The sequence below is a fragment of the Flavobacterium ginsengiterrae genome (assembly GCF_039539785.1).
GTDB classification, from domain to species: Bacteria; Bacteroidota; Bacteroidia; order Flavobacteriales; family Flavobacteriaceae; genus Flavobacterium; species Flavobacterium ginsengiterrae.
The window spans coordinates 40,676-57,148 of sequence record NZ_BAABDU010000011.1 but is presented as its reverse complement, the minus strand read 5'-3'; the positions used below and the strand labels follow the sequence as shown (position 1 = coordinate 57,148).

At 34.5% G+C, this 16,473-nt stretch carries 16 protein-coding genes; 2 read left to right on the top strand and 14 right to left on the bottom strand.

The features are described from left to right. Window positions 1–7: 7 nt before the first annotated feature. Window positions 8–988 carry an FAD binding domain-containing protein gene (locus ABD859_RS22895; RefSeq protein ID WP_345147117.1) on the bottom strand — a complete coding sequence of 327 codons (981 nt, stop codon included), beginning with the start codon at window positions 986–988 and terminating at the stop codon, window positions 8–10. Further along, a complete protein-coding gene (locus ABD859_RS22890; protein ID WP_345147116.1) occupies window positions 985–1,623 on the bottom strand; it encodes a 2Fe-2S iron-sulfur cluster-binding protein in 639 nt (212 codons plus the stop codon). Before ABD859_RS22890 ends, ABD859_RS22895 begins: the two co-directional genes overlap by 4 nt. A 328-nt stretch (window positions 1,624–1,951) precedes the next feature. Between ABD859_RS22890 and ABD859_RS22885 the strand changes: the two genes are divergently transcribed. After that, entirely contained in the window at window positions 1,952–3,094 is a 1,143-nt protein-coding gene (locus ABD859_RS22885; RefSeq protein WP_345147115.1) for a cysteine desulfurase family protein, read from the top strand. Between the two features lie 122 nt (window positions 3,095–3,216). Here the strand turns inward: ABD859_RS22885 and ABD859_RS22880 are convergent, their stop codons facing one another. From ABD859_RS22880 to ABD859_RS22870, 3 genes are all read right to left on the bottom strand, one after another. Further along, entirely contained in the window at window positions 3,217–3,816 is a 600-nt protein-coding gene (locus ABD859_RS22880) for a nucleotidyltransferase family protein (protein ID WP_345147114.1), read from the bottom strand. Beyond that, entirely contained in the window at window positions 3,809–4,933 is a 1,125-nt protein-coding gene (locus ABD859_RS22875) for an XdhC family protein (protein WP_345147113.1), read from the bottom strand. The genes ABD859_RS22880 and ABD859_RS22875 overlap by 8 nt, the downstream gene beginning before the upstream one ends. A gap of 121 nt (window positions 4,934–5,054) precedes the next feature. Then, complete coding sequence (locus tag ABD859_RS22870) at window positions 5,055–5,543, bottom strand: copper resistance protein NlpE (RefSeq protein WP_345147112.1); 489 nt, start codon at window positions 5,541–5,543, stop codon at window positions 5,055–5,057. Between the two features lie 200 nt (window positions 5,544–5,743). Between ABD859_RS22870 and ABD859_RS22865 the strand changes: the two genes are divergently transcribed. Beyond that, on the top strand, window positions 5,744–6,076 hold the full coding sequence (locus ABD859_RS22865) for a YegP family protein (RefSeq protein ID WP_345147111.1): 333 nt from the start codon (window positions 5,744–5,746) through the stop codon (window positions 6,074–6,076). A gap of 52 nt (window positions 6,077–6,128) precedes the next feature. Here the strand turns inward: ABD859_RS22865 and ABD859_RS22860 are convergent, their stop codons facing one another. From ABD859_RS22860 to ABD859_RS22820, 9 genes are all read right to left on the bottom strand, one after another. Next, complete coding sequence (locus tag ABD859_RS22860) at window positions 6,129–6,518, bottom strand: helix-turn-helix transcriptional regulator (protein WP_345147110.1); 390 nt, start codon at window positions 6,516–6,518, stop codon at window positions 6,129–6,131. A 230-nt stretch (window positions 6,519–6,748) separates the two neighbouring features. Further along, complete coding sequence (locus ABD859_RS22855) at window positions 6,749–7,156, bottom strand: hypothetical protein (protein ID WP_345147109.1); 408 nt, start codon at window positions 7,154–7,156, stop codon at window positions 6,749–6,751. A gap of 366 nt (window positions 7,157–7,522) precedes the next feature. After that, the gene (locus tag ABD859_RS22850) at window positions 7,523–8,251 is read right to left on the bottom strand and encodes a hypothetical protein (RefSeq protein WP_345147108.1); all 729 of its coding nucleotides are present in this window, start codon (window positions 8,249–8,251) and stop codon (window positions 7,523–7,525) included. Window positions 8,252–8,409: 158 nt separating this feature from the next. After that, entirely contained in the window at window positions 8,410–8,997 is a 588-nt protein-coding gene (locus ABD859_RS22845) for a LutC/YkgG family protein (protein ID WP_345147107.1), read from the bottom strand. Continuing rightward, window positions 8,987–10,390, bottom strand: coding sequence for a lactate utilization protein B (locus ABD859_RS22840; protein ID WP_345147106.1), 1,404 nt, complete (start codon window positions 10,388–10,390; stop codon window positions 8,987–8,989). The genes ABD859_RS22845 and ABD859_RS22840 overlap by 11 nt, the downstream gene beginning before the upstream one ends. Window positions 10,391–10,560: 170 nt before the next feature. After that, window positions 10,561–11,301: a (Fe-S)-binding protein gene (locus ABD859_RS22835; RefSeq protein ID WP_345147105.1), complete on the bottom strand. Its 741-nt coding sequence runs from the start codon at window positions 11,299–11,301 to the stop codon at window positions 10,561–10,563. A gap of 113 nt (window positions 11,302–11,414) precedes the next feature. Next, complete coding sequence (locus ABD859_RS22830) at window positions 11,415–12,776, bottom strand: FGGY-family carbohydrate kinase (protein ID WP_345147103.1); 1,362 nt, start codon at window positions 12,774–12,776, stop codon at window positions 11,415–11,417. A 12-nt stretch (window positions 12,777–12,788) separates the two neighbouring features. Further along, window positions 12,789–14,063: a sugar isomerase gene (locus ABD859_RS22825; protein ID WP_345147101.1), complete on the bottom strand. Its 1,275-nt coding sequence runs from the start codon at window positions 14,061–14,063 to the stop codon at window positions 12,789–12,791. A gap of 249 nt (window positions 14,064–14,312) precedes the next feature. Further along, a complete protein-coding gene (locus ABD859_RS22820; RefSeq protein WP_345147099.1) occupies window positions 14,313–16,454 on the bottom strand; it encodes a bifunctional aldolase/short-chain dehydrogenase in 2,142 nt (713 codons plus the stop codon). Window positions 16,455–16,473 lie beyond the last annotated feature (19 nt).

The window sequence follows — 16,473 nt, the reverse complement described above, 5'->3', positions numbered from 1 at the left end:
ATTCAAATTATTTAGACGCTGCAATGGTTAATGCTTCTACAATCGCATTTTTACCTAAAGTCAACTTAAAATTATTATCTCCGTACCCTTTTGCTTCTTTCATAGCCAAGTCAGCTGCTTGTGTAAATACTGTTTCAGAAACTTCTTTTCCTTTTAGAAATTTTTCAGCTTCGGTTAATCGCCACGGTTTGTGCGCAACGCCACCCATTGCCAAGCGAACTTCTTTTATATTTTTTCCGTTTAAATCTAAAGCGGCCGCGACTGAAACTAATGCAAAAGCATAACTTGTACGATCTCTGATTTTTAAATAATGACTGTTTTTAGCAAAGTGATTTTCTGGAATTTCTACTGAAGTAATCAGTTCTTTATTTTCTAAAGTAGTATCTTTTTCAGGCGTATTTCCCGGAAGACGATGAAAATCTTTAAAGTCAATTTTTCTGCTTCCTTTAGGACCTTCAACCGTAACAACAGCATCTAAAGCGGCCAAAGCAACGCACATATCACTTGGGTGAACGGCAATACAGCTTTCTGATGCGCCAAAAATAGCGCTCATTCTGTTGGAACCGCCAATTGCCCCGCAGCCACTTTTTGGAACTCTTTTGTTACAAGGCATATCGGTATTGTAAAAATAAGAACAACGCGTTCTCTGAAGCATATTTCCTCCCACGGTTGCCATATTTCTAATTTGCTGTGAAGCTCCGGCACTTAACGCCAAAGACAACAACGGAAAATTTTCTTTTATCGTTTTATCTGAAGCTACATCTGAATTTTTGGCTAAAGCTCCAATTACAGTTTTACCTTTCAAGAACTCAATTTTCTTTAAATCGAGTCCGTTTATATCTACTAATTTATCTGGCGCAGTGATGTTTTTTTTCATCAAATCAACAAGATTTGTACCGCCCGCAATAAACTTTGCATCGGTTTCCTTACTTAGATTTGTAACGGCTGTCTTTGCCGACAATGCTTTTATGATTTGAAAGTTTTTCATATCAACTTCCCTCCTTCCTTAACCTCAACAATTGCATCTACAATATTATGATAGGCACCGCAACGGCAGATGTTTCCGCTCATATATTCGCTGATTTCTTCTCTGCTGTTGGCGTGGCCTTCTTTTATGCAGGCAATTCCAGACATAATTTGTCCCGGCGTGCAATAACCACATTGAAAACCATCATTTTTAATAAAAGCTTCTTGCATTGGGTGCAGTTTTTTACCTTTCGAAAGTCCTTCAATAGTCACCACTTTTGCGTTTTGCTGCATGGATGCTAAAGACAAACAAGACAAAATTCTTATTCCGTCAACATGAACTGTACACGCACCGCATTGTCCGTGATCGCAGCCTTTTTTGGTTCCGGTAAGATGCAATTGTTCTCTCAGCAAATCGAGCAGTGTAGTTCTTGGCTCGATATTTAAATTATGTTTTTCGCCATTTACTTCAATAGAAAGCGGTACTGTTTCTAAATATTCGGCGATTTTTTCATCCCATTTCTTTTCCGAAGCCATTACTAATGAAGGCGGTGTCAGGGCAAGAGCAGTAAAAAGTCCTGATTTCTTGATAAAGTCACGGCGAGAATTGGAGTCCTCTGACGTTACTTTATTCTCGTTTGTTTTTTTAGAAGCCATTCAATCTATTTGTTAAATTAGCAAATTCATTTTTGTCATTCTAACAAATTTAACGATCTTCTGTAAGAAAAAATTATAAAATTCAAACATTAGCCTTATTTAGAATTATTACAATTTCTTTTTTTTAAACCGCAAAGAGCGCAAAGAAATTTTATTATTTAAGACTTAAAAAAAGCTAAAAGAACGCAAAGCTTTACATATAACTTTGTAAACGCTATGCCACATACCTTCATCTCTAAGAAAACTTTGCGTTCTTTGCGAAAATCCTTAGCGCACTTTGCGGTTAATTTTTCACATAATTGTATTTTTACAATACTAATTTAAATTTATGTCTCAACAGCAAATCGTTTATCTTGATAATAATGCTACAACCCGCGTCGATGATCGTGTTTTGGAGGCAATGCTTCCTTATTTTACGGAATTCTATGCCAATTCAACAGGATCGCATATTTCGGGTTTAACGATTAAAGAAGCTGTAGAAAATGCCGCCTGGCAAACGGCTGATTTAATAAATGCTGAAGCCGAAGAAATCACATTTACTTCTGGTGCGACAGAAGCCATAAATCTGGCGATAAAAGGTCTCATTTATCAAGATCGAAAACATATTGTTACCATTCAGACTGAACATAAAGCTGTGCTGGAAACCTGCCGTTTTATGGAAAATATTGGCTTTGAAGTTACTTATCTTCCAACTCGATCTGACGGAATTCTAGACATTCAACTTTTAGAAGATGTAATTACAGATAACACTCTGGTTTTCATTGGCATGTTTTCCAATAATGAAACAGGTGTCATACAAAATGTCAGTGCGATTTCTGAAATTCTGAAAGCCAAAAATGTCCTTTTTATGTGTGATGCGACACAGGCTGTTGGGAAAATTCTCATTGATGTAAAAGAACTTGGCATTGATCTTTTAGCCTTATCTGCACATAAATTTTACGGTCCAAAAGGAGTTGGCGCTTTGTATGTTTCGGCGAAAGCCAAAATAAAAATGCAACCGCAAATTCTGGGCGGCGGGCAACAGAAAAAACTGCGAAGCGGCACGCTTAATGTGCCCGGAATTATTGGTTTAGGAAAAGCATCTGAAATCGCTGTGAATGAACAAAATGAAAATCAAAAAAGAATTGAGTTTTTACGAAATAAACTTGAAACCGGTTTATTGCAATTTGAAGATGCTTTTGTAAATGGAAATACTGAAAACCGAATTTATAACACGTCAAATATTTGTTTTCCGGGCGTCAATTCAGAACAGCTGATTTTAGCTTTGGGAAATATTTCGGTTTCAAACGGCGCTTCTTGTTCAGCAGTAACATCTGAACCTTCGCATGTTTTAAAAGCAATGGGACTGACGGATCAAGAAGCATTGAGTTCAATTCGTTTTAGTCTTGGACGTTTTACAACTTCTGAAGAAATTGATATTGCAGTAGAGCAGGTTTTTGAATCAGCGAGACGTTTACAAGAAACCTCGTAAGAAGTGTTTCCAGAATATGTGAATAATCTTTGTAAAAATTTCCAGTAAAAGACTTCTCCTTCGAATAAAAATAATCCACAATTAAAGAAGAAACTTTAAACCTTTGTCACTCTGCTTCTTTGTTACTCTAAAAAAGAAATCACCTTCAAATAATCTTCTTCGGTATCAATATCAATATTTCCTTTTTCAAAAGGTACAGAAATTACATCTTCAGAATAGTTTGTAATGAGTTTTTTGGCTCCTTCGTTTCCTTTTAAATCTCGAAGTTCTTCAAAGTATTTTTGGTGAAATAAAACCGGTGTGCCTAAAGTTTCTGAATAAGAAGAAGCTGCAATTCTTTTTCCTGATTTTTTAGATTCGTTTATTAGATTTTCAAAAACAGAAGCATTTACAAAAGGCTGATCACAAACGGCTAAAATGCATTGTGTATTCTCAGAATTTAGTTCCTGAATACCTTTTGCAATTGAAGATGCCATTCCGGTTTCCCATTCGGGATTGAAACAAATTGAAATAGAATATGAATCGAGTTCTTTTTCTATAATTTCTTTGTTAGACCCTGTAACTACAATAACAAATGAATTTGGGACTTTTAAAGCTTCTGTAACTGTGTTTTTTAAAAGTGTTGATTCATTGTATTGCAGCAATTGTTTTGGTCGTCCTAATCTGGAAGAACTTCCTGCAGCTAGAATGATAATTCCGGTTTTATCTTGAAACTTATTCATTATAGTGAATTTCATCGTGTATTTTTCCTTCTTTAAATTTTAAAGAAGTTCCTGTTTTTTGTGTTGAAAAGGATTTTATTTCTGAAACGATAGATAACGCAATTTCTTCTGATGTTTCTGCTCCAATATTTAATCCAATAGGGCTGTAAATACGATCTAACTGTTCTTGGTTAAGATTTACTCCTTCGTTTTGAAGATCATCCAGCATTCGGTTTAATTTGGTTTTAGGGCCAAGAATACCAATATATTGACAGCTGGTTTCTAAAAGTAATTTTAAAACGGCTAAATCGTACTTATAGTTATGTGTCATTAAAACGAAATAGGTTTGATCGTCGATTAGAATATCTTCTAAAAAATCTTCAGGTTTTAGAACTCTGACCTGATTGGCTTTGGGGAAACGTTTTTCTACTGCATGTGTTGCCCTTCCGTCTCCTACAGTAATTTTCCAGCCTAAAATGGAAGCGATTTTTACCAAAGGCTGCACGTCGTTTCCGGCTCCGGCAATAACGAGCGAAATCGCGGGTTTAATATATTCTATTAAGGCTTCGGTGCTGTTTTCCGGCTGAAGCTTTTTTACTATTGAAGTTTTGTTTTCTAATACTTCATTAACGTCTGAAACTAAATCTAAAATATCATTTTTATAACTTAGAACTGGGCTGTTTTTTCTAAAAAACAAAGCAGTTCCTATTTGCGAGGCGTTTCTTTTTAAAGAAAAAACGGTAACAATTACGGCTTCTTTTCTTTCGAGTTCTAGCTGTTGTAAAAATTGGATTGGATTATTTACAGCTTCATTATCAATATATTCAAAAAGAATATGAACTATTCCGTTACATCCCAGCTGCAATCCCAGTTCAATATCGTCTTCGTTATTGGTATTATAGGTAATGAGTTTATTTTGTTTTTGATGGATTGAAAGAAGTGCTTTTCGAAGTGCATCTCCTTCCAGACAGCCTCCGCTGATTGCGCCTGTAAGTTCGCCGTCTTCCGTAATAAGCATACGCGCTCCGGGCTGACGGTACGATGATCCTTCGACTTTGACTACGGTAGCCAAAGCTGTTTTTTTTCCTTCAGATGCTGCTCGTGAATATGTTTTAAGAATTTCGTTGATTTCTTTCATAAAATGGTATTCATCAACAGAAATTAGTATTGATGATTCTTTGATACTTTAAAAATAAAAAAATATTATAAACTTAAACGCATTGTTCAGGTTTATAATATTTTTAATATAAAAATGTTCTTTATTTTTTAAGTTCCAAAGAATAATTGAGTTTTGATTTTATGATTTTTTTATCGCGGTCGAGCATGTAAATCTTGTTGGTATCTGAACTAAAATAACCATAATAGATTTGTTGTTCTACAGGTTTCTTCCAGTTTAAGACAAAAATAGTTCCGTTGGGATCGCTTTCTAAACCTCTTTCGGTATTAAAGTTTCCTTTTTCAACAAATTCTTTTTCGGGCGATTTACCTTTATAAATGCTTGATAATTCAAACTTTTGGTCTTCCATAGTTCCATCTCCTACATCAATTTTAAGAACCGTTTGAATTCCGCTGCAATCTGCACAAGGCAGTAATCCTTCGTAAATCAAAACATTTTGAATCTGGTTTTTTGGTGCAGTTTCTGTATTTATGGCTGTAGAATCTGCTGTTGTTTTAATTTCTTCTTTTGCTTTTGAATTGCAAGCGGTTAATTGAATCGCAAAAGCAAATAAAATGAGTGCATTTTTCATCTTCGTTCTATTTTTCATTTATTCAAATATACCGAAATTTCTTATACGAATATTTAAAAATTATATTGGTTAGAATGTTTCTGTTTTTATGAGTTAACAAATAATAAACGATTATTTTTTCTTACAATATCATTTATATCAGCAAGTTTTGTATTTTTATCAATAGCAAAATATTTATAGTTAACTTAAAAATAAACTAAATGGGAAAATTTGTAATTACCAAAAGAACCAATGGTGAATTCCAATTTAATTTGAAAGCCGGCAACGGTCAGACAATTTTAACGAGTGAAGGCTATACTACAAAGGCGGCCTGCTCCGGCGGAATTGAATCTGTTAAAAAAAATGCGTCAGACGATGGGCGCTATGACCGATTAGAATCTAAAAGCGGAAAACCTTATTTTAATTTAAAGGCCAGCAACGGTCAGATTATAGGTGCAAGTGAAATGTATGAAAGCGTTTCTGCCAGAGAAAACGGAATTGAATCTGTTAAGAAAAATGCGGCGGATGCTGCAGTTGATGATCAGACATCTTAAACCAAAAAATATACAAATTAAAAAACGAGGCATAAAGCCTCGTTTTTTTTGTTCATAAATGACCAAATTTCTTTTTATAAAGATTTAATTCTTCTTCGGTTTTATTAAGTAGTTTTTCCAGAAGTTTAATTTTGTCTTCGTAAAGTTCTTTTAGGGCCTGGTCATTATTAGAATTAATTGATATGTTTCCGTTGTTTTTGTTGTTTTTTACGGTGTTAAAGCTGTTGAAATATCTCTGGCTGTCAAAACTGATAATATCTTCTACACTAACTTCTAATATTCGGGCAATTTCTACCAATTTTACGTAAGATAAAATAGTTTTCCCTTTTTCTATTTTACTATAACCTGCCTGAGTTACACCAAGTTGATCTGCCATATATTCCTGAGTATAATTTTTTAACTCTCTAATGCTTTTTATTTTGCTTTTTATTGAAGTAGCCATAAGTGTGATTTGGGTATGGACTTTATAGCTGTAACAGCCGCCAATAAAATTAGGGTTACTGCAGCTATGTTTTTTTGAGCATCTAAAAACGACTTTTGCGTTGTAGGAAATGAAGCCGAATTCGCTTATTTTTTTCTAGTTGTAATTGTAAAACCATACACTAGAGCAATAAAAACAAACGCAAAATCGTAATTAGAAACCTCGTTCAACATTCGATTCATTGTAATTGTCTAGATATTTGTTTCTTCTAAAATTCGATTAAATTCAAAGTTTAGATAGTTGTCAATCTGCTTACCAATCGCCGAGCGATCCTGAGCATTAATTTTTACTTTGGTTTCTTTAAGGTAGATATCTTTTACAATAACGAAATAATCGAACTCGGTATTGTTGTGAAATCTCATAATAATTAGAAACGCGTAACAAAGTAAAGCGGGAATTACGTAATAGAGCTCCATTAAATTGGTAAAAATCATACAATAATAGGCTAAAACCGTTACTGCAACAAAGACTCCATTTTCTAAGAGGTAGGTTCTCTTTTTTTTGAGCAGGCAAAGTTCTACAATTTCATTAAAACTGTACTGCCATTTTTTTGATCCATAGCAAAACTGCACCTGATCATGAATAAGTGAAATGAACATAATGATAAATAATTTAAAAAATACAAATTCTTAAAAGTTTGGGGGAGAACTTTTTTTAAATTTGGCTTAGGCTTAAAAAATATGTTTTTGGAAATGCTGAAAAATAACAGCACATCATTTCGCAATATTACGTATAATCACTTTTTTTTTCTTACAAAGCAGCTTATAGAATATAACCATACGTTGTAATTAATTCTGTTTATCATTTTTTACTTATAGAATCTTATTCATGTTTGCGATTTTACCTATATAATTTAAACAAAAAAAGAAGACTATAAAAGTCCCCTTTCTTTTTATTTATAAGTATATTTTAATGTAGTAGAAAAAAAATTAATGCTTTTTAGTTTTACATACTTTTTTAAGTAATTAATATTTAAATTTCTCTAAAAATATTACATTTCCATCTTCATAAATTGCTTTTTTTTCAACTGGATATCCATCTGAATTGTATTTATAAGAATACGTTGTATTTCCTGAATAGCCATCTATTTCATTAAATTTTTCTTTAACGACGTTATTAACGGATGGTTTTTGATCTAATAAAAGGTTTAATCCCAAGACATTTTCCCATGGATTTTTCTGATTATCATATTCATATTCTGTAACTGTTTCAGTTCCATCTAAAAATTCTTCTAGTTTTATTAAATTCCCATTTTTAAAAGTATAAGTACCATAATTGTCAAGTTCTTCTTCTTCTCCTGACTCATATAACTGGAACGTATCATATAAAACATCTCCATTTTCTTCATAAGTATATTTTGTTTTAAAAACCATGCCATATTCTACAGTTGTGTAGTAATCGACTCTGTTATTCAAATACTTATACTCTATAGTTTTAATAATTTCATTATTAGAATTTATTAATTCTATTTTCGTAATCTTATCTGCCTGGTAATAATATTTTTTAGAACCATCACAGTCTATAATTTTATTCTCTTTGTAGCTGTAATTTTCTTTATATTCTTTTTCATCTGAAATTCTTGTTATTTCACTGATTAAAAAATGATTATAATCTTCTTTACTTTTCTTTTTATCATCAGAACATGAAATAATACTTAATAACAGCATACTGAATAATATCGGCTTCTTTTTCATTATATTTCGGTATAAAAAATTTTTCCAAAACTAGAAATAAAGAAAATTTAAAACCTCCTCTAAAAGATTAATAAAAGCCAGAATAAGACAATATGTAATTAAAAAAGAGGATTTGAAAATCCTCTTTTTTAAATTTTTTATTTTTTAAATCAATTAATTTAATCCAGTAAAAAAACAATTAGTCCTCTGGCTCCATGTGCACCTAAAACCAATGACTGCTCAATGTCTGCCGTTTTGGATGGTCCTGCTATAAAAGTTCCAAAACCATATTCCTTATTTCCAATTCTGTCATAGGCTTGCTGCATAGTGCGTACAATGTCTTTTTTATGAACTATTATCGCTAAATATTGTGCTATAAAAGGAGCAACACGCTGACCTAAAATATCATCTGTTACCCAAAGTCCGCTGTTTTCTGCAACACCAAAATGCGCTTTTACAACGGTTAATTCTACATCCTGAAGCGAATGCGGTTCTAGATTATTCCAGTCTAAGGAAGCTATTTCAGAAAGCTCAGGCAGTGTTGTAATCAGTCTTTTTTCCAGATTATAATTGGCTTTTATATAATCTAGTATTTCCTGGTAAGTGGATACTTCTACAGGATCGCCTCCAATTCCTTTCAGGACTGTTTTGTAGGTTTCGATTGTGTCAAAATTCTCAGAACCTAAAAGAGTTAAGTCAGGAAGGTCTGTCACTATATCAGGCTGATTTAGTTTTATTCTTTTTAAAATTTCGGCTTTACTGCTCATTGTCTTTTGCTTTAGATTCTCTCGAATTTTTCTTGTACCATTCTCTAAAAGATTCCTGAGGAACATCTGGCATTTCGCGCTGGTCGTACCATTTGTTCATTTTATTATTTACCATTCCGGGAATATTTTTCATAACAAATCGTCCTGATTTTCCCGCAATGTTAAAAATAGTCGGGCTGGCTAAAACGGTCGACATGGTTTTCATGGCAATTGTTTTGGCTTTTGGCGTATGTCCTTCTTTAACCAAAACCTGACGCCATTTGTATAATTGATCGTGAATATCAATTTTTACCGGACAGACATTGGTGCATGAACCGCAGAGTGTGCTGGCAAATGGTAAATCAGCATTTTTGCTCATATCGAGATTTGGTGCCAAAATAGAACCAATTGGTCCTGCAACAGCATTATGATAACTGTGTCCGCCGCTTCGTCTGTAAACCGGACAGGTATTCATACACGCACCACAGCGAATGCATTTTAGCGAGTTTCTAAAATCTTCTCTTCCTAATTGTGTGCTTCTGCCATTGTCTACAATTACAATATGCATTTCTTTACCGTCTCTTGGCTTTTTAAAATGGCTTGAAAAAGTAGTTATAGGCTGTCCGGTGGCGCTTCTGGCTAATAATCTAAGAAAAACACCTAAATGTTCTCTTTTCGGAATAAGTTTTTCAAATCCCATAGACGCAATATGAACATCGGCTAAATGCGCGCCCATATCGGCATTTCCTTCATTGGTGCAGACAACAAATTCTCCTGTTTCTGCTACAGCAAAATTAACTCCGGTAAGAGCTGCTTTTCTGGTCAGGAAAGTATTTCGTAAACTGTGACGCGCTGATTCTGTTAAATACTGCGGATTTATATTGCCTTTTTCCGTTCCAAGATGTTCGTGAAAAGTTTCGCTTACATCTTCTTTTTTAAGATGAATAGCAGGAAGTACGATATGGCTTGGCGGTTCTTTACGAAGCTGTACGATATATTCTCCTAAATCTGAATCGATTACTTCGATGCCTTTTTCGGCTAAATAATCGTTTAAATGGCATTCTTCTGTAAGCATTGATTTTGATTTCACCACTTGCTTTACATCGTGTTTTGCCAATATCGAATGTACTATTTCGTTATGTTCTTTAGCATCTGCTGCCCAATGTACAATAATGCCGTTTCTTTGCGCATTGGCCTCAAATTCAACTAAATAATCGTGAATATTTGAAAGTACATTGGCTTTGATTTTTGAAGCTGTTTCGCGAAGGAGTTCCCAGTCTTCGATCTGGTGCGCAGATTTGTCTCTTTTGGCACGAACAAACCAAAGCGTTTCGTCATGCCAATTAACACGCTCCACATCTTTATTGAATTTAGTGGCGGCTTCGCTGTGCTGTATTATTTTTTCTGATGACATTTTTTATAATTTAAAAGTCAATTTTGAAATCTTTATCATTGGTACTTTTATTTAACCGAAAAGCCCGCAAGGTTTTACGCAAGGTTCGCAAAGCTTATTTTAAACTTTGCGAACCTTGCGTTTTTTTCTTTGCGGACTTTGCGGTTAAAAAACACACTCATAGTCTATTTCTAATTTTCGAGTGAATTTAATATTTCAGCAATATGAATGGTTTTTATCCTGCTTTTTTGTCTTTTTAGAATTCCTTCTAAATGCATTAAACACGACATATCTCCACCGGTAATATAATCCACGTCATGACTTTCGTGATCTTTAATTCGATCTTGTCCCATTTTTACAGAAACGGCTTCTTCGGTAACACAAAATGTTCCTCCAAAACCGCAGCATTCATCTTTTCTTGTTAAGGCAACCAGATCAAGGTCTTTTATACTGTGCAGTAATTGTTCTGGTTTTGAGAAAAAGGGTGCATTAAGTTCTGACATCTGCGAAAGTTTTAATCCTCTTTGTCCGTGGCAGCTTACGTGCATTCCCACTTTAAAAGGAAATCTTCCGTCGATATGGTCAATTTTTAAAACATCAGTTATAAACTCGGTTAGTTCATAAACTGTATTTCGAATCGCTGTGGCTTTTTCTTCCTGTTTTTCGTCGTGTAAATGATCTTTTACATGTAAAACACAGCTTCCGGAAGGACATACAATATAATCAAATCCTGAAAAATTGTCTATAAAATTGGCATCACAGCCTTTTGTTAAATGTGCATAACCGCTGTTTGCCATTGGCTGGCCGCAACAAGTCTGCCCCATCGGAAACTCAACTTCACAGCCTAATTTCTGCAAAAGTTCGTATGTCGCAATTCCTACCTTTGGGTAAAACTGATCGACATAACACGGTATAAATAGTCCGATTTTCATATTCTTGGTAATTTATATTTTTTCACGCTGATTTTAAAATGATTAATGCCGATTTGAATTGATAAAAAAGCAATCTGCTGTAATCTGATAAATCTGCGTGAAACAAAATCTATTTAATGCTTATAAAATTTCAAATCAATTAAGTCATTCTGGATTGGCTTTGGATTCCAGTTTTGATGAATTGCCAGCGCGGCTCCTAATGCGCTTGCCTGCGCCATCGAAGCGGCATATACTTCTACATCCGGGAAAGCCTCTGCCAGTAAATTCATAAATATTGAATTTTTACTGAATCCCCCGTCAACAAAAATTTTCTTTACAGGGCTGTTATGAATGACTAAATTAGTTGAAAAAACTTGTTGTTCTACTAAATCGAGCATTAATTGATGATAGGCGATTTCGTAGCTTTTAAATGTCGAAAGGTCTCTTTTTTGAAAAGGACATTCCTTTAAAATATCATAATTATACTTTTTAGGGTATATGATTTGAAAGTTCAAAGCCCGTAAATTTGATACGATGTTTTTATCAAAATACACATCTTTATAGGTATCAAGGGGCACATTGAAATGTTCTGCTAAACGTTTTGTTTGTACTTCGTGTTCGTTTCCTGCAAAAAGCCTTGCTGCTTTTACAGGTTTTTCGGTGTATTGAAGATAACACAAACAATCGTTTTTTAATTCTTCGTACGTTAACGATTTATTGTTGAAAGGGTTTAGGGAAATACTCCAGGTTCCTGTTGACAATAAAACGAAAGGTTCTGTAAAATTTATCGTGTACGGAATTATGGCCGATGAACTGTCGTGAAGTCCTGCTCCAACGGCTAAACCTTCTTTGGTTTTAATAACATCTTTTCCATAATGAAATTCAGGAATTTTAGCTGCAATTCCTTCGTTTTTAAGCCATTTATGATATTTCATTTTTTTGAAATTCCACAAATTGGTATGACAGCCTACGCTTGTAATATCGGCGTAAGCTTCATTAGTTAAAAGATAACTTAAAAACTGAGGCAGGTGTAAACAATATTCTACTTGTTTAAACAAGTCTGGTTTTTCTTCTTTTAAACGGTAAATCTGCATTCCGGAATTTAGACTTCCTAAAACCGGAGAAGCTGTTTTTACGGCAAAAGATTCTTCACCTTTGTATTTTTTATAAAAGTCGGATTTTAAATCCTCCGGATAATCTTTTAGATAATTATACAGAGGAGTTAAAACTTTTCCTTCTTTATCAATGTAGACAAAACTCGCACCGTAAGTGCTGAAATTGATGGCTTTTAAAACATAATTGGTTAGGTTTTTTATTTCTTCTAAACGTTCAAAAATCCAATTTTTAAGTACGTTTATATCTTCGCATGGAAAACCGTCTTCATCGACTGTTTCGTCAAGGTTTACTGATTTCTCCCAAACGATTCTATAGTTTTCATCAAATAAAAAAACCTTTTTGTTTGTTTTTCCAATATCAAAAATTGCAACTACATTCATTTAAATTCTATTTTATAAGCCTGTAGCCAATGTTTTTAATCCTCTTTCGCCAATTAGATTTTTTCTTACTGAAAGGCTTCTGTATAATTCTACCGGATTTAAAGCGGCTCCAGAACGTAAACGTGCTTCTGCAACCAGAGCGCGAACGTCTGTACGGAATGCATTTTGAAGAATTTCCTGTGCTTTTACTACGTCGTTTTCTTCTTGTGCTTTTTCTAATGCTTTTCTGTCTACAGAAAGTGCTTGTGCATAAGCGATCATAATGGCTTCAACTGACTGTAATAAATCTTCTAACGGATCTTTGATGTTGTGTGAAGCGTCGATCATCCAGCCTAAATCTTTAGCATGGTTCATTCCTCTAGCGTCCATTCCTTCAACCAGTTCGTTGAAAATCAAAAATAATTGATATGGTTTTAAAGCGCCTGCAGTTAAATCGTCGTCTCCGTATTTTGAATCGTTAAAGTGGAATCCGCCTAGTTTGTTTTCCATTAATAATAAAGAAACAATCTGTTCGATGTTTGCATTTGGCAGGTGGTGTCCTAAATCGACTAAAGTCTGCGCTTTATCGCCTAACTTTTTAACATACGAGTAAGACTGCCCCCAATCTGCTACGGTCGTTGAATAAAAGTTAGGCTCAGCACATTTATATTCTAAAAATAATTTCCAGTTTGAAGGCAGGGCATCATAGATTTCTTCTAAACTTTCTAATGTATTTTGGTATGCTTTACGGAAGTTTAACTGTCCCGGAAAATTAGATCCATCTGCAAGCCAGATTGTTAATGACTCAGATCCTAACTCGATTCCGTGTTTTATAACTTCTATATTGTGTGCAATTGCCTGTTTGCGAACTGCTTTGTTTACGTTTTGTAATGAACCGTATCGATAAGTATGTTCAGAATCTGCCTGATCCTGAAACGTGTTTGAGTTCATGGCATCAAATTTTAAACCGTGCTGTGCAGCAAGTGCTTTGATGGCTTTGTAATCCTGTGGAATATCCCACGGAATGTGAAGCGAAATAGCTCCTGAAGCACTGTTTAATTTGTGAAGCAGTCCTACATCTTCAATTTTTTCTTCAATTGAACGCGGCTCTCCTCCTCCGGCAAAACGCCCGAATCTTGTTCCTCCTGTTCCTAAAGCCCAAGATGGAATGGCAATTTGAAAATCGATTAATTTTTGGATAATCGCCTCTGTATTATCAATTTCTGATGCTGTAAAAACCAGTTTGTTCTGGTGTTTTTTTAATAATCCTTCGTTATGAGATTCAATATTGTTTGATCCGATTATCATAATACTTATATTTTAATAGAGCTTACAAGATATATAATTTTCTTTTATACGTGTATTTTTAACACATAAAATTTAATTTCAAAAATATTCCGATTATAAACCTGACTCTTTGTTTAACTTTATATTTTAATGAATCTTGTTTGTTTAAAAAGTTATTTCTAAAAAAAATCTAACGCTCGATAAATCGAACGTTAGACCACAAAAAACCACTTTTGCTTAAACAAACTTATAAAAAAACTTAAATAATTTCTATCTATAAAAGCCCATTGCTACACCGCCGTCTACGTTTAAGGCGTTTCCTGTAGATTTACCAAGTAAACCTCCAACAAAAGCAAAACATGCATTGGCAATGTCATCCGGCAGAATAATTTCGTTTAATAAAGTACGTTTTGCATAGTAAGCAGGAAGTTCTTCCACTGTAACTCCGTATGCTTTTGCACGTCCTTCTGCCCATCCGCCAGACCAAATGTTTGAATCTGAAATTACAGCATCTGGGTTTACTGTGTTTACACGAATTTTATCTGCTCCTAATTCTGCCGCCATTAAACGTGTTAAGTGCGCCTGAGCTGCTTTTGCAGAACCGTATCCAGGATTGTTTGGTCCTGCTACTACTGCATTTTTAGAAACAATGTTTACGATATCACCTCCAAAACCTTGTTTACGCATTACTTCGATTCCGGCTTTAGAAACAATAAATTGTCCTTTTACCAAGATATCGTATAATCTGTCCCACTCTTCAAGAGTGTGTTCTGCGATTGATTTAGAAATACTGATTCCGGCATTGTTTACTACGATATCTACACCTCCAAAAGCAAGAGAAGCTTCATCTAATGCTTTTTCTGTGCTTACTTCGTCTGTTACGTTTAATAAAGTGCTTGAAACGGCATCTTTACCAAAAGCTTTTATAAACTCTGCTGTTGCACCTTCTAAACGCTCTTCGTTAATATCGTTGATTACTACACACGCACCTTCCTGAGCGAATTTTTTAGCGATAGCTTTTCCAATTCCTCCTGCAGAACCTGTAATAAGAGCTACTCTTCCAGATAATGCTTTTGGTTTTGGCATACGCTGTAATTTTGCTTCTTCTAATAACCAGTATTCGATATCGAAAGCTTCCTGATGTGGTAATGAAGTATATTCAGAAACTGCTTCTGCACCTTTCATTACGTTTACAGCATTAATATAATATTCTGATGCCAGACGCGCCATCGTTTTGTCTTTTGCAAAAGTGAACATACCAACTCCAGGATATAAAATCACAACCGGATTTGGATCACGCATTGCAGGAGAATTCGATTTCTTGCAGGCATTATAATAGTCTTTGTACATAGCACGGTAAGCTTCAAAAGCCGGAGCTAATTTTGCTTTTACCGCGTTTATATCTGATAAATCTTCGCTTGGATCTAATTCTAAAACCAACGGACTGATTTTTGTTCTTAAAAAGTGATCCGGACAAGAAGTCCCAAGTGGAGCTAATTTTGCTAAATCATTAGAATTAATGAATTCTAAAACTCTTGCATCATCTGTATAATGTCCAATCATCTGGCGTTCTGATGAACAGAAACCTCTTAAAATCGGCGCCACTTTTGCTGCTTGTAATTTACGTGCTTCTTGTGCAAGGCTGTCGATTTTTTTACCTCCAAAAACCGGACGTGTTTTTCCATAGTTGCTTTCTAAGTATTCAGCACATTTCTCGATTACTTCAAGTGTGTTGATATAACTTTCGTATGCAGTATCTCCCCAGGTAAATAAACCGTGAGATCCTAACATAATTCCTCTTAGTTTTTTTCCTTTCTTTTCAGCTTCTTCTAAACAGCTTCTTAACTGAAGCCCTAAGTCAAAACCAGGACGCTGCCATCCTACCCAGCCAATTTCACCGTTAAATAATTCTTCAGTGATTTTAGCTCCGTCTTTTGCCGCTGCGATTGCAATTGCCGCATCTGGATGAAGGTGGTCAATATGTTTAAATGGTAAAAAACCGTGTAAAGGCGTATCGATAGATGGCGCTTTTGAAGCTAAATCAAAAATACAGTGGTTGAATAATTCTACCATTTCGTCTTCAAACTCAATTCCTCTGTATACATTTTCAAGATTACGAAGTCTGTCTAAATACAATGCCGCACAGCCTGATTTTGTTAAAGTTCCAATATCTCCTCCAGAACCTTTAATCCACATTACTTCTGAAGATTCGCCAGTTAACGGATCTTTATCAGTAATTTTTACAGAAGTATTTCCTCCTCCATAGTTTGTCAATCTTAAATCGGCTCCTAATAAATTAGAACGATAAATGAAAAGCGCTACTTCATCACCAGCTAATGCTTCGGCCTTAGCGTCATCCCAAAGGTAGCTTACATGCTTAAAATTCATAATTTTTGTATTTGTATTTGACATTGTTATCATATGTATTTTT

Coding starts and splice junctions, on each gene's coding strand:
- ABD859_RS22870 (WP_345147112.1), bottom strand. CDS start 5,543: ATGAAAAATGCACTCATTTTATTTGCTTTTGCGATTCAATTAACCGCT.
- ABD859_RS22845 (WP_345147107.1), bottom strand. CDS start 8,997: ATGAGCAGTAAAGCCGAAATTTTAAAAAGAATAAAACTAAATCAGCCT.
- ABD859_RS22825 (WP_345147101.1), bottom strand. CDS start 14,063: ATGATAATCGGATCAAACAATATTGAATCTCATAACGAAGGATTATTA.
- ABD859_RS22880 (WP_345147114.1), bottom strand. CDS start 3,816: ATGAATAAGTTTCAAGATAAAACCGGAATTATCATTCTAGCTGCAGGA.
- ABD859_RS22855 (WP_345147109.1), bottom strand. CDS start 7,156: ATGTTCATTTCACTTATTCATGATCAGGTGCAGTTTTGCTATGGATCA.
- ABD859_RS22830 (WP_345147103.1), bottom strand. CDS start 12,776: ATGAATGTAGTTGCAATTTTTGATATTGGAAAAACAAACAAAAAGGTT.
- ABD859_RS22895 (WP_345147117.1), bottom strand. CDS start 988: ATGAAAAACTTTCAAATCATAAAAGCATTGTCGGCAAAGACAGCCGTT.
- ABD859_RS22820 (WP_345147099.1), bottom strand. CDS start 16,454: ATGTCAAATACAAATACAAAAATTATGAATTTTAAGCATGTAAGCTAC.
- ABD859_RS22890 (WP_345147116.1), bottom strand. CDS start 1,623: ATGGCTTCTAAAAAAACAAACGAGAATAAAGTAACGTCAGAGGACTCC.
- ABD859_RS22875 (WP_345147113.1), bottom strand. CDS start 4,933: ATGAAAGAAATCAACGAAATTCTTAAAACATATTCACGAGCAGCATCT.
- ABD859_RS22835 (WP_345147105.1), bottom strand. CDS start 11,301: ATGAAAATCGGACTATTTATACCGTGTTATGTCGATCAGTTTTACCCA.
- ABD859_RS22840 (WP_345147106.1), bottom strand. CDS start 10,390: ATGTCATCAGAAAAAATAATACAGCACAGCGAAGCCGCCACTAAATTC.
- ABD859_RS22885 (WP_345147115.1), top strand. CDS start 1,952: ATGTCTCAACAGCAAATCGTTTATCTTGATAATAATGCTACAACCCGC.
- ABD859_RS22860 (WP_345147110.1), bottom strand. CDS start 6,518: ATGGCTACTTCAATAAAAAGCAAAATAAAAAGCATTAGAGAGTTAAAA.
- ABD859_RS22850 (WP_345147108.1), bottom strand. CDS start 8,251: ATGAAAAAGAAGCCGATATTATTCAGTATGCTGTTATTAAGTATTATT.
- ABD859_RS22865 (WP_345147111.1), top strand. CDS start 5,744: ATGGGAAAATTTGTAATTACCAAAAGAACCAATGGTGAATTCCAATTT.